The organism is Salinisphaera sp. T5B8 (assembly GCF_040361255.1).
Classification (GTDB): domain Bacteria; phylum Pseudomonadota; class Gammaproteobacteria; order Nevskiales; family Salinisphaeraceae; genus Salinisphaera.
In genome coordinates this window covers 1-21,294 of sequence record NZ_APNG01000037.1, presented here as the reverse complement: position 1 = coordinate 21,294, position 21,294 = coordinate 1, and the positions used below count along the sequence as shown (strand labels likewise).

Genomic DNA, 21,294 nt, shown 5'->3' with positions numbered 1-21,294 from the left:
ATCCGGTGGGTCAGATACTGACCCTGCTGAGTTTCGGGGCTAATCAAGATAGCTTTTATCAGCGGCCCGGAACCTTTAGCCACTTCAAATGGTAACCGGATAAAGTCGGCAAAATATTTTCGTAAACTGGGATAACGGGCCAGCAACAAATCGCAGTAGCCGCGTTCCTCCAGGCGTTTAAAAATGTGCAGGTCGTCAATGGATGCCAGCAGACGTTTCTCGTCAATGCGTTGCCACAAGTCCTTCTTGTACAATGGCTGTTCATCCGGCCATTCCAGCAAAAAATGCGTGGTTTCAAGCACAGCATCGATGGCTTTCTTTTGGCGCTTGCGAAACTCCTTGTGTTTTTTGTCGTGGCTGTTTTTGGTTTGCCGGCATAGCTCTGTCATGTACTGATCATGCATTTTGACCAGATGATCCAACAGGATCTTGCGGGATTCCAACAGGAAGCAAACCATCAATGCATAGCGCTTATGGTCCTTGAAGCGCTTCATGTCCTTAGCGCTGTAACGCTTGGTCAGTCGGTACAGGTAGTTAAGAAAAGCGGTATCAATGACCTTTTCTTCGAACTCATTAATGCCGGTGGACACCAGATTGTCATAGCGTTCCAAATAGCGTTTCAGTGATGATATTTTCGCACCCGGCGGGTACTCTTTGAGTTGGTTGAAGTAGGTTCGTTGATTGCCGTCGGTGGCTTGCAACAAATCGTCAATGGCATCGCGTAATTCCGGCGACATCTGATCAAACACTTGCTCAAAAAGCTGAGCGTGTACCTGGTTACATATGCGGATGATCTGTCTTTCGATCGTCGTGGGGCCAGGTAAAACAATACGTTTCAACAGAAGGTGGCGTTCTGCCCGGTGAAAAAGTTCATCCGGAAGCAGTCCCTGTTGGGCATGTTCTTCAATCCAGCGGTCCAGATCTGCTTCCACTTTGTCGTCAAACCGATGAAAGCCCAGGTACTTGAGGATATTGTTCCGGTGTTCCAACACCGTGGCTTCTCTTTCGGGCACTTCCACCGTTAGCGTAGGAGGAAGATCGAGTTGACTACTCAGGTAGCTGATCACTCGTGGCGAAAGATCATGGAGCTGGTTTAGAAACCGGCCATAGAGGCGCATGGCACACAGTTGGATGGCAAATCCCAGGCGATATTGCTTGCGATACTTGTTGACGACCTCGCAATCACGACGGCTTAGCGTCCAATCGCGAACCATTTCCTCATCGGAGAATCGTTGCGGCAATATTAACGGTTGGTACCGCTGCTGATTGGTTAAGAACTGCTCTTTGGCTGTCATTGGACCTCACTTGGCTCCGGTCACGCCAACTACGCTATAGCGCTGTTTTTATTGATGGATGCGGTATTTAAAGGTGCATCACCGCCTTTAAAGGCAATCGCTCTTGCCCAGGGGTTATTCGGTTTAAAAAATGTGTAGAGGTTATAACATATATGTACTAAGATCTACGCATGTCCTGGATACTGCTGATACTTTCACTCCCCACTGAAAACGCCACCGTGCGCATGCGGGCATGGCGCGCCATCAAAGCCCTGGGGGCCGTTTCGCTGCGTGATGGCGTCTATCTACTGCCAGCCATCTCTGATCATGCCGAAAAGCTAGAGGCAATTGCCCAGGATGTCCGTGATAGTGGCGGGACCGCCCATGTACTGCACGCTAATGATCCTGAAACCGAAGCGTTCCCCGCGCTATTCGATCGCTCGGAAGACTATGAGTCGCTGGACTCGGCGATGGCGGACCTGCGGGCAAAGCTCTTGCCGGAAACCGCCATGGAGGTCATGAAGGAAACACGCAAACTGCGCAAAAGCTTCACGCGACTGTCAGCCATCGATTTTTTCCCCGGTGCCGCGCGGGATCGAATCGATACGGCTCTGAAACAGCTGGAAAGCGATGCCAACCGGGTCTTGTCTCCCGATGAGCCGCAGCCCGAACCTCGCACAATCCGCCGTCTTGATCGAGCCGATTATCAAGGCAGGCTCTGGGCGACGCGGCGTCGGCCGTGGGTGGACCGTTTGGCCAGTGCCTGGCTGATTGGCCGCTTCATCGATCCATCCGCACGCTTTTTATGGCTGGCCTCGCCGGACGACTGCCCGGATGAGGCGCTGGGGTTCGATTTCGATGGGGCGACCTTTACTCACGTGGAAGAAAAAGTCACTTTCGAAACGCTGCTGGCGAGCTTCGACCTGGATTCACCCGCGCTACTCCGGCTTGGAAAACTCGTGCACTACCTCGATGTGGGGGGACATCAGCCGCCGGAGGCCGCCGGGGTCGAGTGTGTATTGATAGGGCTGCGCGAAACCCATAGCGATGATGATCAATTATTACAAGCTGCCAATCAGGTTTTCGACAGCCTGTTGGTCACTTACGGTAAGGAACAATAACCATGCACGAACCGTCAACTTCATCTGTACCGCCAAGCAGCGGGTCCAATCAAATCACCAGGGATGCGACCGCTGGTAACCTCAATGCATTCGGCCATCACATCACCTTCGGGGAGGCCGTGCGTGTCTGGTTGCGGGTCGCCATCCTGAGCTTTGGCGGTCCCGCCGGCCAGATCGCGGTGATGCACCGTATTCTGGTGGATGAAAAGCAATGGGTCAGTGAGAGCCGCTTCCTGCACGCGCTGAATTACTGCATGGTGCTGCCCGGACCTGAAGCCCAGCAACTGGCCACCTATATCGGCTGGCTGCTGCATGGCATCAAGGGTGGACTGGTTGCGGGCGCCCTGTTCGTGCTGCCGGGCTTTCTCAGCATTCTGGTGCTCAGTCTGCTCTACGCTGGATTTCAGGAAGCGTCACTGGTGCAGGCCCTGTTTTTCGGTATCAAGGCGGCCGTGCTGGCGATCGTGATCCAGGCGGTGATCCGCATCGGCAAGCGCGTCCTCAAGAACGCCTACATGTACGCATTGGCGGTCGCCGCTTTCGTGGCGATCTTCTTCTTTGCCGTGCCTTTCCCGATCGTAATCGTTACCGCCGGATTGATCGGTCTGCTGGGTCGGCATGTCGATCCGGAACGCTTTGTGGTCATCAAGGGGCACGATACCCCCGAGGACGCCGGGCGTGCGATTGATGCCATGATGGAGGGCGGCGCGGCAAGCCATACCCGGGCGTCACGGGGGCGGGCACTCAAGGTGCTCGCCGTCTGGCTGCCGCTGTGGTTTGCGCCACTTGTCGCCCTGCTTGTGACCTTGGGCTATGAGGATGTGTTCACCCAGATTGGGCTTTTCTTCAGCAAACTGGCGGTTGTCACCTTCGGTGGCGCCTATTCGGTGCTGGCCTACATGGCCCAGGAGGCGGTACAAAACTATGGATGGCTGGCACCGGGGGAAATGCTGGATGGTCTGGGTATGGCGGAAACTACACCCGGCCCGCTGATCCAAGTGGTGCAATTCGTGGGCTTTATGGGGGCCTTCCGGGCTCCGGGAACGCTCGACCCCTTCACAGCAGGCATCTTGGCATCGGTTTTAGCCACCTGGGTCACCTTCGTTCCCTGCTTTTTGTGGATCTTCCTGGGCGCGCCGTATGTGGAAACACTGCGCGGCAACCAGGCGGTGAGCGCGGCGCTGTCGGCGGTCACGGCGGCCGTGGTGGGCGTGATGCTGAATCTCGCCATCTGGTTCGCGGTGCACGTCGCCTTTAACGAGGTTGAAACTGTACGGGCCTATGGTATGCAACTGCTGATACCCGCCTGGGGCAGCATCCACATTGTCAGCGTCGCGCTGGCCGCGGGCGCCTTTATCGCTATGTTGCGCTTTAAGGTGGGCATGTTGCCGATGATTTTTGTCAGCGCACTGCTGGGTATTGTGTACCATCTGTTATTTGCAGGCGTCCCGGCGGCGTAACCCCCCAATACAGCCAAAAATGTTTCACAGCAACAAAAAAAGAGGAATAGCCATGACAATGTCTCCGCTTCGAGCATTCATTCTAATGTGCGCTTTATTCATTCAAGCATCCATAACAATGGCCGACGATTCCGGCCGCCTCGATGATAAGGCCATTGGCCAGGCGGCTGGCACCCAGGCAACGGCCAAACCTGATGGCGTGGTGCGTATCGGCTGGAAGCGCGACGACGTGCCCGTCACCGTTGACGGTATGAAGTTCCCGCCGCCGGCGGGCCTCGGGAGTTGGGCCGCGTTCAAGGCCTTGCCGGAGGGTGGTGTTATGGTGATGGGGGATACGGTGGTGTTTGAGGATGAAATCACCCCGGCCATGGACGCCGCCTTTGCCCACGGCCTGGACATCACCGCGCTGCACAACCATTTCGTGTTCGACCGTCCGCCGGTTTACTTTATGCACATCGGCGGCCATGGACGAAACGCCGAGTCACTCGCCGAAGGCGTCAAGGCCATGTGGGATGCCATTAAACAAGTGCGTAAAAAGCATCCCGTACCGCAAGAACGATTTCCGGGTGATGTGCCCGATATCACCGGCAAATACAACACCAAGACGTTGGAAAAGATTCTGGATGCCGAGGGCAGCCTTAACGGGCAGGTGCTGAAATTCACGTTCGGGCGCAGCGCCAGAATGCACGGTGTGGAATTTGGCGCATCCATGGGCCTGTCCACCTGGGCCGCCTTCTCCGGGAATGAGAAGCAGGCGGTCGTCGATGGGGATTTTGCCATGACCGCGGACGAGATCCAGCCGGTGATGCGGGCGCTGCGTCAGGCGGGCATCCACATCGTGGCGCTGCACAACCATATGACCGGTGAAACGCCTTCCTACTATTTCCTGCATTATTGGGGCAAGGGCAAGCCCGAGGATCTGGCGAAAGCGATACGGGCAGCGCTGGAGACGCAAAGATGAATTGAGAGTGGGATTCGTGATTTGACGGGTTATACGGGGTCGATCAGCGTGACCAACTTTTCCATCAATATCAGCGAGGCATTATTCGAAAGTTGCTGGCCTTCTTCGATGTACTCCCAGACCGTTGCATCGCTTTTCCAGCCGCCTTGTTTCTTGATCAGCTCGAAGTCTACCCGTTCTCGAGCCGCCGAAGTGGAGAGGCCGCGGCGAAAACTGTGACTGCTCAACTCGGGCACGAAGTCGAACTGACAGGCCTTGCCCAGGGTTTTGAGCAAGTCATTAATTGCCCCTGGGTTCAGAGGCCTGGGCGTCACCTGATCCCAGCGGTTAACCGGCCTAAAGACCGGGCCGCTATCGATCTCAGCGCTATCCATCCAGGCCTTGATTGCTGTAGCCGGACAACAACCTGGCGTACCGAAAGGTAAGGCGCGGGCCAGCCCTGTCGCCTGTTGATCCGTTTTGGAGCGCGGCAACCGGATGATCAGGCCTTCCGGCTCCCAATTCAGATCACTGATTTGAATGGCCACCAGTTCGCTGCGACGAAAAGCGCCGAAAAAGCCGGTCAACACCAGGGCGATATCCCTATGCTTCTTTTTGCTATCCGGCAAACACCGCAGGTAATCCACCATTTGTGCGATGTGTTCCAGGCGTAGGGCCTTGGCCTTGCGTTTGGGTTGGCCATGAGTGCGACGAATGCCTTCCATGGTTTTCCGCACCAGGGGATCGCGCACCGGATCAGTGACGCCTTGGTAATGGTGCCACTGGCTAATGGCGGTGAGGTGGAGATCTAACGTCCGGGCGTTGAGCGATTCGGCCCTGGCGAGCAGATAGCGCACCACCGTATCTCGGTCAGTCGGCAACCGGCCACCCCATTTCTCAAATTGGCGAATGGCGGATCGGTAGGCCTTGCGGGTGTTATCGGAGGTGGCCGCCTGGAGGGGGCCAAGTCACGAAACGGAAAAAATCGTACGCTAAGCCTCCCGCGGCGTCCGTAGTGGCCGGAAACCGCCGCGCTCGATCCGCTCATCCTGCTCCAGACATAATCTCCGGTGAGATTGATGTACTCCCAGCCTAGCGGCGACAGATACGACAGCAGCGTTCCGTCGAGTTCTTGTCTGGACTAGCGCTGTGCCCGGAATGGCGCCAAGAGGCAGAAGTACATACACGATGATCCGGCTTGCTTAAACTGAAAACCGGCCCTTTAGGGGGACGGCTCGTGAGGGTCAGATGTCTATGGACGTGTACGTTGAGTGCGGCGACGGCACGCTATGCCATCGCCGCACTACGCTGCGGAATCCGCCCCAGTGCTTTCTCAATGATTTTGCCAATCGCCGAGCACGAGGCGTAGACAATATTTCACTCATCGAGATTGTCACCGATACGTTACGGCGACCCCACTACTCACGTTTGAGATGCAGTGGCGGCCTCTCGGCCATGCACCAGACGATACAAGGCCGGCAGGACCAGCAAGGTCAGTAGCGTCGACGACACAATTCCGCCAATGACCACGGTAGCCAGCGGCCGCTGGACTTCAGCACCTGTACCGACGTTCAGTGCCATCGGTACGAATCCGACGCTGGCCACCAATGCGGTCATAAGCACTGGCCGCAGGCGCGTGAGTGCGCCCTCGGTGATCGCGCTGTCTAGTGTGTGCCCGTCATGACGCAGGCTGCGGATGAACGACACCATGACGAGGCCATTCAGCACAGCAATACCGGACAAGGCAATAAAGCCCACGCCGGCCGAGATCGACAAGGGCATGCCGCGTAGCCACAACAGCAGGACCCCGCCGGTCAACGCCAACGGTACGCCACTGAAGATGATCAAGGCGTCCTTGAGCGAACCGAAAGCCATCAGCAGCAATGCGAGGATCAATACGAGAGTGACGGGCACGACAATAGTCAGCCGCTGGCTCGCGGATTCCAGCTGCTCGAAGGTGCCGCCATATTCCACCCAGTAGCCGGTTGGCAGATCGACATCTTGCGCTACTTTACGACGAGCCTCTGCCACAAACGATCCCAAGTCACGGCCACGCATATTGGCCGTCACCACCACCCGGCGTTTACCGTTTTCGCGGCTGATCTGATTGGGCTGGGGCGCGCGTTCGATGTCGGCCACTTCCGCCAGAGGGACATAGCCGCCATCGGGTAGCGGCACCGGCAGCGTCTGCCATGCATCGGGGCGTTGCCGCAACGATTCCGGAAGACGAACCATGACGGCAAAGCGCCGATCGCCATCGTAAATCAGGCCCGCCTGCTGCCCGCCAACGCCGGCCGCAACCAATTCCTGAATATCAGACACGTTGAGGCCGTAGCGGGCCAGTGCGGCTCGATCCGGCTCGACCGATAAGACCGGTAGGCCAGTAATCTGTTCGACAGCGATATCTTGTGCGCCTTCAATATCGCTTAACACGCCACGAACCTCGTTCGCGCTTTGCAGCAAGATATCAAGATCGTCTCCAAATACCTTCACCGCCAAGTCCGCGCGTACGCCGGACAGCAGCTCGTTGAAGCGCATCTCGATCGGCTGGGTGAACTCGTATTTGTTGCCGGGCAGTTCAGATACCGCAGCAACGATTTCGTCCACCAGTTCCGCCTTGGGTTTATCCGGGTTCGGCCATTCTTCACGGGGCTTCATGATCACGAAGTTGTCGGCCACGGCGGGCGCCACGGCATCGGTCGCGATCTCGGGTGTACCGACCTTGGCGAAGACCAGTTTGACTTCCGGAAATTCGCGCAGCCGATCCTCGAGTTCTTCCTGCATGGTCAGTGCCTGCTCGAGGCCGGTCCCCGGGATACGCAGCGCATGCAAGGCGATATCGCCCTCGTCGAGCTGGGGCACGAATTCACTGCCCATGCTCGTAGCGAGCCAGGCCGAGCCCGCCACGAGCACGACCGCCACCGCCATCAATGGCCAGCGCAGCAGCATGGCGCCGCGCAGCAGCGGCGCATAGCCAGCTTTGGCCGCCCGCATGAGCCAGTTTTCATGCTCCGACACGCGGCCGGTCATACCCAGAGCAATGGCCGCCGGCACGAAAGTCAACGACAGCACCATGGCCGCGATCAACGCCATGACCACGGTGGCTGCCATCGGGTGAAACATCTTGCCCTCGACCCCGGTCAAGGTGAAAATCGGGATATAGACGGCGGTGATGATCCCAACGCCGAACAGGCTGGGCCCGATGACCTCCTTGGCCGCACTGTAGGTCACGGCCAGTCGTTTGTCTCTTGGCAGGACACGGCCGTGCGCGCGCTGTGCCTCGGCCAGGCGCCGGACCGCGTTCTCCACCACGATGACGGCACCGTCCACGATCAGGCCGAAATCAAGCGCGCCCAGACTCATCAGATTGGCAGACACGCCGGTACGGACCATACCGGTTATCGTTGCGAGCATCGCCAACGGAATTACCGCTGCCGTGATCAAGGCTGCACGGACATTTCCCAGCAACAAAAACAGGATTGCGATCACCAGCAGTGCGCCTTCGAGCAGGTTCTTTTGTACCGTCACCACCGCCTTGTCGACCAGCGTGGTGCGGTTGTAGACCGCTTCGGCCGTGACGCCTTCGGGCAGCGACGCCTGAATGTCCTGCAGTCTGTCTGCGGTGGCCGCTGCGACTTCCCGTGAGTTCTCGCCCACGAGCATGAACGCGGTGCCGAGCACCGTTTCGCGTCCGTCACGCGTGGCCGCGCCAGTGCGCAACTGCTTGCCAATCGCGACGTCGGCGACGTCGGTAACGTGCACCGGAGCGCCATTGCGCTGAGCCAGCACGATCTTTTCCAGCCCGCTGATCGCCTTGACCTGCCCGGGTGAGCGCACCAGAAGCCGGCGACCGTTTTCTTCGATATACCCGGCGCCAAGATTGCTGTTGTTGCGTCGCAGGGCCTCGGCGACGTCGTCGAATGTCAGGTTGTAAGCCAGCAGCTTCGCCGGATCCGGGGTGATATGAAACTGTTTTTCATAGCCACCGATCGTGTTGACTTCGGTAATACCCGGAACCTGGACAAGCTGCGGACGGATGATCCAGTCCTGCACCGTACGCAATGCCATCGCATCATAAGGACTACCGTCGGGCTGCGTCGCACCTGGTTCGGCAGTCACCGTATACATGAAGATTTCGCCTAGACCGGTCGCGATCGGCCCCATCTCGGGCTCCAGCTCGGGCGGTAGCTGGCTCTTGATCTGGGCGAGCTTCTCATTGATCCGGTTGCGGGCGGCATAGAGATCTGCGCCATCTTCGAAAATCGCCGTAACCTGCGACAAGCCATACCGCGTAATCGAGCGGGTATAGGCCAGATTGGGCAGTCCGGCCAGCGCGGTTTCCACTACAAACGTTATGCGCTGTTCCGCCTCCAGCGGCGAATAGCCCGGCGCTTCGGTATTTACCTGTACCTGTACGTTGGTGATATCCGGTACCGCATCGATCGGCAGGCGCTGATAATTCCATACGCCGAGGGCGGCCACGGCCAGTACCAAAAACAGCACCAACCAGCGGCGTTCCACCGCGAATTTGAGAATCGCATCAATCATCGGAGGCTCCGGTTAATGGCCGTGGACCGCGCCGGACTTCTCGATGTCCGCCTTGATCAAATAGCTGTTGTCGACCACATAGCGCTCGTCGGGCTTGAGCCCCGAGATGACCTCGACATACTCGCCGTCACCGGCGCCGAGTTCCAGTGGCCGAACCTGATAGGCCTCGCCCACTTTGATGAACACCACGTCCCAGTCACGAAAGGTTTGCAGCGCGCGACGCTCGATCGCGATCGGCACTTCGCGTTCCGTGATCTCGACCGTGGCTTGCACAAAATGTCCGGGGATCCAGTGCCCTTGCCGATTGGCAAGCACAGCGCGGGCGACGGTGCTCTGTCCAACCCCCGACGCTCGTGGGGCGCGGTAACTTATCGTGGTTTTCGCCTCTGAATCGCCGTTTGTGCTTACCGCAGCTGTCTGGCCGACCTGTACGCTTCGGGCGTGCCCCGGAAAGACCTGAAGTTCGGCCCAGACCTGGTCGTAGTCGGCCACCGTAAGCAAGGGCTCGGTGCCGGCCATTTCACCGGGCTCGACACGGCGCTCGGTCACGACGCCGGCGATGGGCGAAGTCACCGCGTAGCGCCGCAGGCTGTCGTTGGCCTCCACTGAAGCCAGCCGCTCCCCTTTGGCGACGGTATCGCCCACGGCCTTGTCGACGGCCACAACAACGCCCGGAAAACGGGCCGCGACACGCCGCACGCGGCTCGGATCGGGCACGATATTGCCGTTCAGCTTCACTGTCTCTCGAATCGTCCCAGGCCCGGCCAGGGTTGTGGTGATCCCCGCTCGTTTGGCGGCCTCAGCGCCGATGCTGACCCGCCCTTCATAGGAGCTGTACTCCCAGCGGGAGGTATTGCCCTCGTATTCGGCCGCGACCATGACTTCAAACGAGTGGGGTTCGGTCACGACGCCGTCACCCAGCAGATAGTCGTTTTTCGGTTTGAAGTCGAAGCGGTCTACGCGTCCACCGAGGCGTTCCAGCTCGACTTCCAGCTCGACTTGCTTTAGATCGACCGGCTCGCCGCCCTGATACGCATAGATTCGAAATTCGGGAGGCACGTTATCCTCGAAGATCGTGACCTCCAACGCGAAGCTGCCGTCTTCGAGAAGACGCCCCCCGTGCGGCCCTTCGGCCGGCGCTGTGGCATCAGACCCCGCCTCGGCCTCCGACGCGGCTTTGGCTGTGCCGAATTGGGTGGCGTCACACGCGCTCAAAATCAGAGCGGCCACCAGGGCCGCTGGAAAACGGATATTCATGGCGACTCCGGATATTGGATATTGCTATTGAATGCGATACGACCGTCACCGCCGGGCAGCGGCTCGGCGGTCAGGCTTTCGATATCGGCACGCAGGCGATGCGCGCGCTCGGCGGCACCTATCAATGCGCGTTCGGCATCGATGAGCTCACGACGGGCGGTCACGCGCTCGAGGTAGCTGTAGCGTCCGCGGTCGTACCCTCGCCGAATTTCGCTCAGTGCCTGTTCCTGCTGCGGAATAATCTGGTCTTGCAGGGTGCGGACTGTTTCTATGGCTTGCGCCCGGGCCTGATAAAGCGAGAACAGTCGCGCCCGCGTATCCAACAGCATGGCGCGTCGCTCCGCGCCCACGGCTTCGCCACGAGCTTCAGCTTCAGCGATGGCACCCTCGGCACGACTGGACGAAAACAGCGGCACACTTGCGCCGAAGACCAACGCGGTATCGCTGGTATCCTCCAAGCGCTTTAGACCAGCGCGCAGACTGATGTTGCTGTGGGTTTGCGACTGAGCAAGACGCAACTCGGCCTGGCGTATGCGACTTTCGGCCGTGAACTGTAGGAAGTCCGGATTGGCCTCGATACGCTCTGCCAATACATCGAACTCGCCGGGTGCGCCTACCGCGTAGAGATCGGAACGAATGGTCTCGAAGTCCGGCTTGGGCATGTTCCAGAGCGCAGCGAGTCGTAACTGGGCGGTTTCTAACTCACGCTCGGCGTCGGCCCGATTCAGCTGCGCACTTGCCAGTGCCGCTTTGGCGCGCGCGGCTTCAGCACGCGGCGCGCGCGCCGCATTGACACGTCGATTCACGCCCGTCAGAGCGTCGCGAGCAAGCTCGGACGCACGCTTGGCGACCGCTAGGCGTTCATCCGCTGCCGCAACCGCGTAGAAGCGACGCGCGACCGAGGCCAAAACGTCGAGCTCCTGCGCTTTCTCTTGAATCGCAACCGCTCGCTGGCGCGCATCCACGACGCCGACTCGCGCATCGCGTTTACCGCCAAGTTCGATTACCTGCGAAAGCGCCAAGGTCGCTTCCGCGCGATCAACGCCTCTCGCACTGCCTGTGCCGCCGAAGTCCTGTAGCTCGAACTGCAACTCGGGCGCCGGCCTTAGCGCGGCCGTATAGCGGCGACCACCGAGCGCGCGCTGCCTGTATGCGAAAACGCTCAGGCTCGGATTGCGTTCCAGGGCCCGTGAGATTGCATCGGAAAAAGTAAGCGGTGCTGGCGACGGGTTGACGTCCGGCGCGGCTGAAGCCGACACGCACCAAAGCATGAGACCCATCACGCAAGTGATGCGTCGAATACCAATATTCATTTGAAAACTCCTGCTAACGGCGCATACGCGCCGATGTGCCGCTGATAGAAAGCGGCAACGATTGCCTTCGATCAGGCCCTTTGATCAGGCCCTTTGATCAGGCAATAGCAGGCGGGCCACGGGAAGGCGGCAGCTGGTAGTAAGCGGCAGGGTGAGGCGTTTCCTGCCCGTCTGGGAAATCGGGCTTAACCGAGGAGGCGGGGTCATTCAGCAGCACGCTGGCCAGAAAGACCGGAAGAACCCAGCCCATGCTGCTCTGATACTTGGCCGAGGTAGCTTGGGTCAGATGATTGGACGCGTCGTCAGACAACTCGCTGTCTGACGCATGGCTGTCTGCGTGCGACTCGGCCGCCTGCAAATGGCTCTGGATCGAGGCGTCACTCGCGTTGATGCTGATATGGGCATGCAGGCCTGCTGCCTGCATCATGAGCATCATGACCGCGGCCAGTTGCAACCAGTATGTCTTTTTGAGCTGCATGGAAAGCCTAGATCAAACCTCGGTCATAGCATTAATTCTTAGCAGAACATCCTCGTTGCGGCCGCTAAGGCGTCACACGGTTTTTGCAAACCGAACCCTATCAGTAGGGTGGCACATGTTGACTGTATCCTATCCTGGGGGATAGGATCAAGGGCATGAGCACCCATACCACGCACCCCGAAATCATCCGGCGTCTCAAACGCGCTGACGGCCACCTGCAAAGCGTCATTAAGATGCTGGAAGACGGTCGCGGCTGTCTTGAAACCACCCAGCAACTTCACGCCGTGGAACGAGCTATCACGAATGCGAAAAACACCTTGGTTCATGACCATATCGATCACTGCTTTGATGAAAGCTTGTTCGAAAAAGGCGCTATAGAGGCACGCGCTTTGATGGAAGAGTTCAAAGCGATCACCAAGTACCTATGAAAAAACCAGCTTCGATTATCAAAGCGACTCTGAGCTGGCTGGGCTTCGGCGGTCCGGAAGATCATGCGCATGGCGCTCATGATCACGATAGCGAGCATGGCCACACGCACGGCGTGATCGACCCGAGCATCACCGCTACAGAACGCGGTATCTGGGCGATCAAATGGTCGTTCGTAATCCTCGCAATCACTTTCCTAGGTCAGCTCGGGATCGTGTTGATCTCCGGCAGCGTGGCGCTACTTGCCGATACGATCCACAACCTGGGTGATGCAGCAACCGCAATTCCGCTCTGGGTCGCGTTTCGCCTGATCCAACGCGGCACCAGTAAGCGGTTCACCTACGGTTATGGACGTGTCGAAGATCTGGCCGGTGTACTGATCGTGCTGATTATCTTGTTCAGTGCGCTTGTCGCCGGCTATCAGGCGATCGACCGTTTGTTGGATCCGCAACCTATCCAGCACCTGCTCTGGGTGGCTGTGGCGGGGGTCATCGGTTTTATCGGTAACGAATTAGTGGCCGTTTTTCGGATCCGAGTCGGTCGCCAGATGAATAGCGCCGCCCTGATCGCCGACGGCTATCACGCCCGTACCGATGGGCTTACGAGCCTTGCGGTGGTCGTTGGCGCGGCCGGGGTCTGGCTGGGCTTTCCGTTGGCCGACCCAATCATCGGCCTGCTGATTACGGCCGCGATCTTCGCTATTGTCTGGCAATCCGGCAAAGCGATTTTTACGCGCTTGCTCGATGGCGTCGATCCGCAGGTAATAGACGATATCCGGCATGCCGCTGCGCACGTCGACAACATCCATGATGTGTCTAACGTTCGCGCGCGGTGGCTCGGGCATCAGTTGGTTGCTGAACTCGATATAACATTGGTAGGTAATGCCACGATAGATCAAGCAAATACCGTGGTGAGTGAGGTGGAACACGAACTGGTGAGTCATCTGCCCGCGCTACAGTCGGCGCACATCCGCATCCGACCACCTCAGTCAACCAACGGGGCCACGCAAACCGAAACACCTGGCACATCGGTGTCTCCGCGCTTTTAAGTTCTTATGACCGCTAATCATCCCAGTGCCGTGGAAATGGTTGGTGTCTACTTAAGCTACACCCTATACGGACGTCAGGCGCTGATCTCAAATGCGTCAGTATAGAGTCGCATTGAGCAATGATTGACGTTTGTCGACCGGGGTCATAGAGTTCAATCTGACACATTAGGTCGGGGAAGCGATTTGAACGGGCAACGCATCGGTTATGTCCGCGTCAGCAGTGTGGGTCAGAACGCCGATCGCCAGCTCGAGCAAGTTGCGGTCGATCGGGTGTTTACCGATAAAGCCTCCGGCAAGGACACGCGCCGACCCGAGTTGGAGCGGCTGATTGCCTTCGTCCGCGAAGGCGATACCGTCGTGGTCCACAGCATGGATCGGCTGGCGCGCAACCTCGATGACTTGCGGCGACTGGTATATGCGCTGACCGAGCGGGGCGTTGGCATCGAGTTCGTCAAGGAGAATCTGACCTTCACTGCCGAGGCGTCGCCGATGGCCAATCTCATGTTGTCCGTCATGGGGGCTTTCGCCGAGTTCGAACGCGCGCTGATTCGCGAGCGTCAGCTCGAAGGCATCGCATTGGCCAAGCAACGCGGCAAATACCGTGGACGTAAGCGCGCACTGTCGTTCGAAAAAATCGCCGAGCTTCGACAGCGCGTGGCTGACGGCGAGCAGAAAGCCCAACTGGCGCGCGACTTCGGCATCAGCCGCGAGACGCTGTACCAATACCTCAAAGCGCACGCCTGACCATGCCCCGGCGTCGTCTATTGACCGCCACTGAGCGGGCTAGTCTACTGGCGTTTCCCGAAACGGATGATGCCCTGGTTCGGCACTACACGCTGTCCGAGTCCGATGTGGCGATAATCGGCCAGCGACGCGGCGGCCCCAACCAGCTCGGCTTCGCGGTGCAGTTGTGCTACCGGCGTTATCCCGGCATCGCGCTGCCGACCGACGCAGAACCACCTGCGCGCCTACTGGCGGTCGTCGGTCAACAGTTGGACATCGCGCCGGACCTCTGGCCACAGTACGCCCAACGGGCGGAGACACGACGCGAACATCTGGCCGAATTGCAGGCTTGGCTGAACCTGTCGGCCTTCAACGGCGCTGACTACCAGCGGCTCATAACACCCGTCGCGGAGCTGGCCCAGCAAACGGACCGCGGTATCTCGCTCGCCGAAGCGTTGGTGGCGTTGCTGCGGCAACAGCGGATCATCCTGCCGCCGATTGGGGTCATCGAACGCGTGTGCAGTGAGGCGCTGACGCGTGGCACGCGCCAAGTCTATGATGCGTTGACTGCGCCGTTGACCGCGACCCACCGTTATGCCTTTGACCGGCTTCTGACGATTCGCGTTGAAACCGCGCATAGCACGCTCGCTTGGCTGCGGCAGTCACCGGGGCCACCGCGGCTCAAGCATATTCGGTTTCACCTCGAACGATTGCAGACCGTCCGCGAGCTCGACCTGCCGGCCGGGCTGGAACATACCGTCCACCAGAACCGCCTGCTCAAACTGGCCCGAGAAGGCGGACAGATGACGGCGCAGCACTTGCGCGATCTGGAACCGACCCGTCGTCATGCCACCCTGGCCGCGGTCCTTCTTGATACGCGGGCCACGCTGATCGATGAGATCATCGATCTGCATGATCGCTTCATGGGCTCGCTGTTCAATAAGGCCAAGCGCAAGCACGCGGAGCAATTCCAGCGTGCCGGCAAGGACATCAACCACAAGGTGCGCCTGTACTCGCGTATCGGCCGGGCACTACTCGACGCCAAGCAGACAGGCGCCGATCCGTTTGCCGCCATCGAGGCGATTCTGCCGTGGTCCGCCTTCAGCGAAAGCATCGTGGAAGCGGAACAGCTCGCGCAACCCGAGAATTTTGACTATCTCGGCTTAATCGCCAGTCGCTTCAACGCGCTCCGCCGCTACACCCCGACCTTGCTGGACGCATTGGAACTCAAGGCCGCACCGGCGGCGCGCGAGTTGCTTGCCGGCGTCGAGCTATTGAAAGCCATGAATGCCCGCCAGGCCCGCAAAGTGCCGGACGATGCGCCGACCGGCTTTGTCCGCAAGCGCTGGGCAAGCCTGGTGTATACGACGGACGGAATCGATCGCCGATTTTATGAATTGTGCGTGTTATCGGAGCTCAAGAACGCGCTGCGCTCGGGCGACATTTGGGTGCAGGACTCGCGCCAGTTCAAGGATTTCGAAGACTACCTGCTGCCGTCACCCCGCTTTATCGAGCAGCGTGAGCGTCGGGCTCTGGGCTTGGCGATCGAAACCGACTGCGAGCGCTATCTACAATCACAATTAGAGACGCTGGAACACGAGTTGGCCGGCGTCGAGCACTTGGCGGCTGCCGATACGTTACCGGACGCGGGCTTTACGCCCGCGGGCAGGCTCAAGATCACGCCGTTGGATAACGCCGTGCCCGAGAAAGCCGATGCCTTGATGCAGCAGGTGTATAGCCGGCTGCCCCATCTCAAGATCACGGAGTTGCTACTCGAAGTCGATGACTGGACCGACTTTACGCGGCACTTCACCCATCTCAAAAGCGGTGCGACCGCCGGCAACCGCCAGTTGCTCATGACCACGATCCTGGCGGATGCGATCAACCTCGGCTTGGCCAAGATGGCCGAGTCCAGCCCCGAGGCCACCTACGCCAAGCTGACGTGGCTACAAGCTTGGCATATTCGTGATGAGACTTATTCAGCAGCCTTGGGCGAGCTAACCAACGCCCAGTTCCGCCAGCCGTTCGCGGCCTACTGGGGCGACGGCACAACGTCCTCATCGGACGGCCAGAACTTCAAGGCCGGCGGCCGCGGCGAGTTCGCCGGTCACGTGAACCTGAAGTACGGCCCCGAATCCGGCGTGCAGTTCTACACGCATATCTCCGATCAGTACGCGCCGTTCCACACCAAGGTCATCAACGCCACGGTGCGCGATGCCACCCACGTTCTGGATGGCTTGCTGTACCACGAATCGGACCTGCGGATCGCCGAGCACTACACGGATACCGCCGGTTTTACAGATCATGTGTTCGCTTTGATGCAGCTGCTCGGCTATCGTTTCGCGCCGCGCATTCGCGATCTGGCCGACCGGCGCTTGTATGTTCTCAGCGACGCGAATCGTTATCCGACGCTGGCCGGCATGATCGGCGGGCGGATCAACGTCAAACACATCCGGACGCATTGGGACGATATCCTGCGTCTGGCGGCCTCGATCAAGCAGGGGACGGTTACCGCTTCGCTGATGCTGCGCAAGCTCGGCAGCTATCCGCGCCAGAACGGATTCGCGATCGCACTACGTGAGCTAGGCCGCATCGAACGCACGTTATTTGCCCTCGACTGGATGCAAAACGTCGAGCTACGCCGGCGGGTTCAAGTGGGCTTGAACAAGGGCGAAGCCAAGAATGCCCTGGCACGCGCCGTGTTCTTGAACCGGCTGGGCGAACTCCGCGATCGCAGTTACGAGAATCAGCGTTATCGGGCGAGCGGACTGAATCTCGTGGTCAATGCCATCATTTTGTGGAACACGGTCTATATGGACCGGGCTATTCAGGCGTTGGCTGACTCTGGGCAAAACCATTGATGAAACACTGCTGCCGCATCTTTCGCCGCTGGGCTGGGAGCACATCAACCTGACCGGCGACTACATCTGGCAGCAGGACAAGCGCGTCGAGCGGGGTCGATTCCGGCCGCTACGGACGCCGCGCGAGCCTTAGCGTACGATTTTTTCCGTTTCGTGAGCTGACCCCTGGAGGTAGTGCCGCAGTGACTCGGATTCCCGATGAGCAATCTGGTTCGATTCCTCATTACGTAATGCTAAGTCGGTGGCCATTTTGGGTGGTTTGGTGTTCATGAATTGGATTCCTATCGGTGTCACCAGAAAGGCGGCTATGTACCGGCGTTACAAGCAGAAGATTTTCAGCTTAATACCATAACCAACGATAACCTTGATTATCGAAGGTTAACAATTGAAACTCAGGAAACTTTGATAAGCATAAATATAATGTTATATTACGTGTTACATAATACGTTACTAAATAGTTTGAGAGGAAATCTCCCTATGGCACGCGCCGGAGTCACTTACCACGATGTCGCCAAAGCCGCCGAAGCCATCAAAACCCAAGGCCAGGAGCCTACGGTGGATCGGGTGCGGGAACATATGGGCACCGGCAGCAAAAGCACCATCGCGCCGCTGCTCAAGCGTTGGCGATCAGACAACGGAGAGGCAGCCGATATCGGTGGACTCCCGAACGACCTGGTGGAGGTAGTGAAATCACTCCACGAGCGGGTACAGCAGATGGCCGACCACCGTATTGAGCAGACCCGTCAGGAATTTGAGGCGTCAAATAAAGAACTCCGCAAAGAATTGGCCGATTCCAAAAACACCATCGCGCAACTTACTGCCCGACAACAGGATCTTGAGAGCCAGATTGAACGGCAGAACAAAGAAAAAAGTGCGTTAGACAAGTCTCTGGAAGATGTGCGTATCAGCCTGGTCAAAGCCGAGGCCCAACGAGACGAAGCCATTGTGCGAACCGCTGAATTAAAGGAAAGTATTGCGGAACTTAAGCAGGAAAATAAGGACATCCGCGATCATTTTGAACATTATCAGCAGCGCACTGCCGAAGACCGTCAGCAAGAACGCGAACAGTTCCGGATCGATACCCAGGGGTTGAAAGACCAGATGCAGGAACTGCAACACCGGTTCGACCAGGCTGAGTCAAGAGCGTCCGAGTTATTTGATGCCAATGCGCAGTTACAAAGCAATGCCGATAAACTTGAACAGACCAATGCGACGCTAAACAGGGATTTGAACGGAAAGGTAGATGAGACCCAGAACCTGAAGCGAGACCTTGAAGACGCCATGACGAAGAACCAGGAATACCAGCATAAAAATGAGCAATTGGCAGAAAAAATAGCAGCTCTCACTGCTCAGAAAGCAGATGTCGATAAGGAATTGGCCGTGTTATCCCAAGCTTTGAAGGCCACCAAAACCGAGTTGAAAACCATCCAGGATAAAGTGACGTATCTGACCGATGAGAACAAGGTAATTCTTCAGGAAAAGGCGATGATCCTAGGACAATTCAAACAACTCCAGGGTTCGCTATGAAAAAGGCTGTCACAGCATTGAATATTCGGTAATGTTCCAAAGATGACCAAGTTTTAAGGGCAAATGCCGGGTTAGCGGCTATCTGACGGAAACCTACGGTTTCGAGGGTGCCACAGGATTCAAAACCGTAGGTTTTCGTTCAAATGCCCCCGCTGGTCCTATACCGCCGCCACGCCGCTTTTCGCTCTTGGCTTTTTTCTGCGATCTCGACCATTGCTCGAGTCTCTTCCATATAGGAGCTGGGCGGTTGGATCGTCACGGGCTGGGCAATATCGAGCCGCTTCCCGCGTCCATCGCATCCCTTGTCTGTGTAGGTAACAGTGCCGTCAGCTTGTGGGCATTTGAATACTTCAGCCTGCGCAGTAGCCAGAACCAGAACCAGGAACAAAGCGGCGAGGGCCTTTGCGAGCATATTCGTCTCTCCATCTCGCACCGCCCAGAAAACCGATGGCATCGCGACTGGCCTGGCATGGCCGTCGTATTACCGGGGTGGCACGTACAACGTTCTGTATCGGCGAGTTGTTTTCGAGCCGAAGGCCGCAGCACCAACACTTGAAAGTGGTGCGATACGCCACTTCCAGATGTCCATGCAGCGAGAGATCTGCATGAGAAGCCGTTTATCGCGTGAGGAGTAAACCGTTAAGCCGTCTTAAATGCGCGCAATTGGTTTACAAAACTTTGGGCGCATAATTGGTTTACACCTTAGCGGAACTAGCACCCTACGGGTTCCCCCCCCCCCGTTACTGCGGACACTTCAAGGAAGGTTCATTAGGGCCGGCAGAAAGGAGTGTTTTGCCACGTGAGACGTACACCGCCGAGTTAACGGCGGGAGCCGTCGAACTCGTGCGATCGCCGCGAAGCAGTGCGAGCGCAGTCACGCGCAACCTTGGGCTCAGCCCTAGGGGGCTGCTGAAAAACCCCGAAAATCTCGGGATAATTGCTTGTGTTGGTGAGTAAGAGGAAGCCACTCCGATGAGAAGCCCGGACGCTAAGCAGCCGTCGCTGTTTTCGTATTCGCAGACGACCGATTTTGTACCCGCTGATCATCCGCTGCGCCGGATCCGATCGTTGGTCGATGCCGCTTTGGACTCCATGAACGGCACGCTGACGGTCAGCTATTCGCGCACCGGCCGGCCTGGCATCGCCCCGGAACGCCTGATTCGGGCGTTGTTGCTCCAGATCCTGTACTCGATACGTTCCGAGCGCCAGCTCGTTGAACAGCTGCGTTACAACATGCTCTTTCGCTGGTTCGTCGGCCTGTCACTGGACGACGCCGTCTGGCACGCGACGACGTTCACCAAAAACCGCCAGCGTTTCGTCGACGGCACGCTGATCGATGCCTGGGCGTCGATGGGCAGCTATCGACGCAAAGACGACGACAGCGATCCGCCCAGTGGCCCGCCGAACTTCAAGGGTCAGCAGCGCCGTTCAGACACGCATGAGTGCAAGACCGATCCCGATGCGCGGCTGTACAAGAAAGCCCAGGGCCAACCCAGCCGCCTGTGTTATATCGGCCATGTCCTGACCGACAACCGGCACGCGCTGGTGGTTGATGCCCAGACCACCCGTGCCAGCGGCACGGCCGAGGTCGATGCCGCACTGACAATGCTCGATCGAAGACCGGGCAAGCGCCGGCTGACTGTGGGGGCTGACAAGAACTACGATCAGCACCGCTTCATTGACGGCGCACGCGCGGCGCGCGTGACGCCGCATGTGGCCCAGAACATCCGCGGCCGACGATCCACGATCGATGACCGCACCACCCGTCACGTCGGATATGCGCAATCGATCAACGCGCGCCATCGCGTCGAAACGCCCTTTGGCTGGGGCAAATATGCGCGCCCGCTCAAGCAAACGATGCTGCGCGGTCTGGATCGGGTCGGCGCCCAGGCCAAGTTGGTATTTGCCAGCTACAACCTAGTCCGAATCGCCGCACTGGAGGCCGCATGAGCGCCATTGGCGGCCGACCTGCGTCTGAAATCCGGTATTTGAGCCCTTTAGGCGTTCAAATTGATCAAACAATAACCATCCAGGCTGCGGCAGCGCCTTACCAGAACGCTATCCGCGATAACTTCGCGGCTATTTCAGCAGCCCCCTAGGATGCTCAATCGCTGGCGCAGACAGGCCTAAGACTGCTCGTCGAAGCTGGTATTTCAGCGCAGCGGCGCGCCCACGTAGCCAGGAACCGGCCCGTCTGAAGCGCGGGCTGACGCATGTGACGGAAGAGCGTTAGTTTTGCGCGACGTGGCAACGTACTCCGACAACGGGTTGAATCGCCCCGGGAATGCCGGAGGCTCGTGGGTTTGAGTCATGCCGCC

Annotated in this window: 14 protein-coding genes and 3 pseudogenes; 9 read left to right on the top strand and 8 right to left on the bottom strand. The window is 58.4% G+C overall.

Annotated elements, in window-relative coordinates; translation table 11 throughout:
• Positions 1–1,295 (bottom strand): DUF4158 domain-containing protein (locus tag T5B8_RS19405; RefSeq protein ID WP_353180942.1); only part of this gene is annotated, 1,295 nt, incomplete at its 3' end.
• A gap of 170 nt (positions 1,296–1,465) precedes the next feature.
• Between T5B8_RS19405 and T5B8_RS19400 the strand changes: the two genes are divergently transcribed.
• The 3 genes from T5B8_RS19400 to T5B8_RS19390 all read left to right on the top strand — a co-directional run bounded on the left by T5B8_RS19400 (position 1,466) and on the right by T5B8_RS19390 (position 4,816).
• Positions 1,466–2,395: a chromate resistance protein ChrB domain-containing protein gene (locus tag T5B8_RS19400; protein WP_284381143.1), complete on the top strand. Its 930-nt coding sequence runs from the start codon at positions 1,466–1,468 to the stop codon at positions 2,393–2,395.
• Between the two features lie 2 nt (positions 2,396–2,397).
• Positions 2,398–3,855 (top strand): chromate efflux transporter, encoded by a 1,458-nt coding sequence (gene chrA / locus T5B8_RS19395; RefSeq protein ID WP_353163369.1) that lies wholly within the window; start codon positions 2,398–2,400, stop codon positions 3,853–3,855.
• A gap of 118 nt (positions 3,856–3,973) precedes the next feature.
• The gene (locus tag T5B8_RS19390) at positions 3,974–4,816 is read left to right on the top strand and encodes a DUF1259 domain-containing protein (RefSeq protein WP_284381145.1); all 843 of its coding nucleotides are present in this window, start codon (positions 3,974–3,976) and stop codon (positions 4,814–4,816) included.
• A gap of 29 nt (positions 4,817–4,845) precedes the next feature.
• On the opposite strand, the pseudogene T5B8_RS19385 reads toward T5B8_RS19390, so the two are convergent.
• The 6 genes and pseudogenes from T5B8_RS19385 to T5B8_RS19365 form a co-directional block, all read right to left on the bottom strand.
• A pseudogene (locus tag T5B8_RS19385) lies at positions 4,846–5,754 on the bottom strand (tyrosine-type recombinase/integrase); the annotation flags it as partial.
• Positions 5,755–5,787: 33 nt separating this feature from the next.
• A pseudogene (locus tag T5B8_RS20015) lies at positions 5,788–5,924 on the bottom strand (hypothetical protein); the annotation flags it as partial.
• Between the two features lie 293 nt (positions 5,925–6,217).
• Positions 6,218–9,343 (bottom strand): efflux RND transporter permease subunit, encoded by a 3,126-nt coding sequence (locus T5B8_RS19380; RefSeq protein WP_353163017.1) that lies wholly within the window; start codon positions 9,341–9,343, stop codon positions 6,218–6,220.
• Positions 9,344–9,355: 12 nt separating this feature from the next.
• The gene (locus T5B8_RS19375; protein WP_353163020.1) at positions 9,356–10,600 is read right to left on the bottom strand and encodes an efflux RND transporter periplasmic adaptor subunit; all 1,245 of its coding nucleotides are present in this window, start codon (positions 10,598–10,600) and stop codon (positions 9,356–9,358) included.
• Positions 10,597–11,871, bottom strand: coding sequence for a TolC family protein (locus T5B8_RS19370; protein ID WP_353180943.1), 1,275 nt, complete (start codon positions 11,869–11,871; stop codon positions 10,597–10,599). The genes T5B8_RS19375 and T5B8_RS19370 overlap by 4 nt, the downstream gene beginning before the upstream one ends.
• Positions 11,872–12,010: 139 nt before the next feature.
• Positions 12,011–12,391: a hypothetical protein gene (locus tag T5B8_RS19365; protein WP_353163026.1), complete on the bottom strand. Its 381-nt coding sequence runs from the start codon at positions 12,389–12,391 to the stop codon at positions 12,011–12,013.
• 155 nt (positions 12,392–12,546) lie between these two features.
• Between T5B8_RS19365 and T5B8_RS19360 the strand changes: the two genes are divergently transcribed.
• From T5B8_RS19360 to T5B8_RS19340, 5 genes and pseudogenes are all read left to right on the top strand, one after another.
• Positions 12,547–12,819: a metal-sensing transcriptional repressor gene (locus T5B8_RS19360; RefSeq protein ID WP_353163029.1), complete on the top strand. Its 273-nt coding sequence runs from the start codon at positions 12,547–12,549 to the stop codon at positions 12,817–12,819.
• The gene (locus tag T5B8_RS19355) at positions 12,816–13,865 is read left to right on the top strand and encodes a cation diffusion facilitator family transporter (protein WP_434555275.1); all 1,050 of its coding nucleotides are present in this window, start codon (positions 12,816–12,818) and stop codon (positions 13,863–13,865) included. Before T5B8_RS19360 ends, T5B8_RS19355 begins: the two co-directional genes overlap by 4 nt.
• Before the next feature lie 183 nt (positions 13,866–14,048).
• On the top strand, positions 14,049–14,609 hold the full coding sequence (locus T5B8_RS19350; RefSeq protein ID WP_353163031.1) for a recombinase family protein: 561 nt from the start codon (positions 14,049–14,051) through the stop codon (positions 14,607–14,609).
• 2 nt (positions 14,610–14,611) lie between these two features.
• Positions 14,612–17,582 (top strand): annotated as a pseudogene (locus tag T5B8_RS19345) (Tn3 family transposase).
• 344 nt (positions 17,583–17,926) lie between these two features.
• Positions 17,927–18,976, top strand: a complete 1,050-nt coding sequence (locus T5B8_RS19340) for a DNA-binding protein (RefSeq protein ID WP_353163367.1) — start codon at positions 17,927–17,929, stop codon at positions 18,974–18,976.
• A 139-nt stretch (positions 18,977–19,115) separates the two neighbouring features.
• On the opposite strand, the gene T5B8_RS19335 is transcribed toward T5B8_RS19340, so the two are convergent.
• Positions 19,116–19,388: a DUF4124 domain-containing protein gene (locus tag T5B8_RS19335; protein ID WP_353180941.1), complete on the bottom strand. Its 273-nt coding sequence runs from the start codon at positions 19,386–19,388 to the stop codon at positions 19,116–19,118.
• 560 nt (positions 19,389–19,948) lie between these two features.
• On the opposite strand from T5B8_RS19335, the gene T5B8_RS19330 reads away from it, so the two are divergent.
• Entirely contained in the window at positions 19,949–20,926 is a 978-nt protein-coding gene (locus T5B8_RS19330) for an IS5 family transposase (protein WP_353162745.1), read from the top strand.
• The last annotated feature ends 368 nt before the right edge of the window (positions 20,927–21,294 follow it).

What these genes read in the sequence shown, in the direction of transcription:
- T5B8_RS19400 (WP_284381143.1), top strand. Translation starts at nt 1,466, where the DNA reads ATGTCCTGGATACTGCTGATACTTTCACTCCCCACTGAAAACGCCACC.
- chrA (WP_353163369.1), top strand. Translation starts at nt 2,398, where the DNA reads ATGCACGAACCGTCAACTTCATCTGTACCGCCAAGCAGCGGGTCCAAT.
- T5B8_RS19390 (WP_284381145.1), top strand. Translation starts at nt 3,974, where the DNA reads ATGGCCGACGATTCCGGCCGCCTCGATGATAAGGCCATTGGCCAGGCG.
- T5B8_RS19380 (WP_353163017.1), bottom strand. Translation starts at nt 9,343, where the DNA reads ATGATTGATGCGATTCTCAAATTCGCGGTGGAACGCCGCTGGTTGGTG.
- T5B8_RS19375 (WP_353163020.1), bottom strand. Translation starts at nt 10,600, where the DNA reads ATGAATATCCGTTTTCCAGCGGCCCTGGTGGCCGCTCTGATTTTGAGC.
- T5B8_RS19370 (WP_353180943.1), bottom strand. Translation starts at nt 11,871, where the DNA reads ATGCTTTGGTGCGTGTCGGCTTCAGCCGCGCCGGACGTCAACCCGTCG.
- T5B8_RS19365 (WP_353163026.1), bottom strand. Translation starts at nt 12,391, where the DNA reads ATGCAGCTCAAAAAGACATACTGGTTGCAACTGGCCGCGGTCATGATG.
- T5B8_RS19360 (WP_353163029.1), top strand. Translation starts at nt 12,547, where the DNA reads ATGAGCACCCATACCACGCACCCCGAAATCATCCGGCGTCTCAAACGC.
- T5B8_RS19355 (WP_434555275.1), top strand. Translation starts at nt 12,816, where the DNA reads ATGAAAAAACCAGCTTCGATTATCAAAGCGACTCTGAGCTGGCTGGGC.
- T5B8_RS19340 (WP_353163367.1), top strand. Translation starts at nt 17,927, where the DNA reads ATGGCACGCGCCGGAGTCACTTACCACGATGTCGCCAAAGCCGCCGAA.
- T5B8_RS19335 (WP_353180941.1), bottom strand. Translation starts at nt 19,388, where the DNA reads ATGCTCGCAAAGGCCCTCGCCGCTTTGTTCCTGGTTCTGGTTCTGGCT.
- T5B8_RS19330 (WP_353162745.1), top strand. Translation starts at nt 19,949, where the DNA reads ATGAGAAGCCCGGACGCTAAGCAGCCGTCGCTGTTTTCGTATTCGCAG.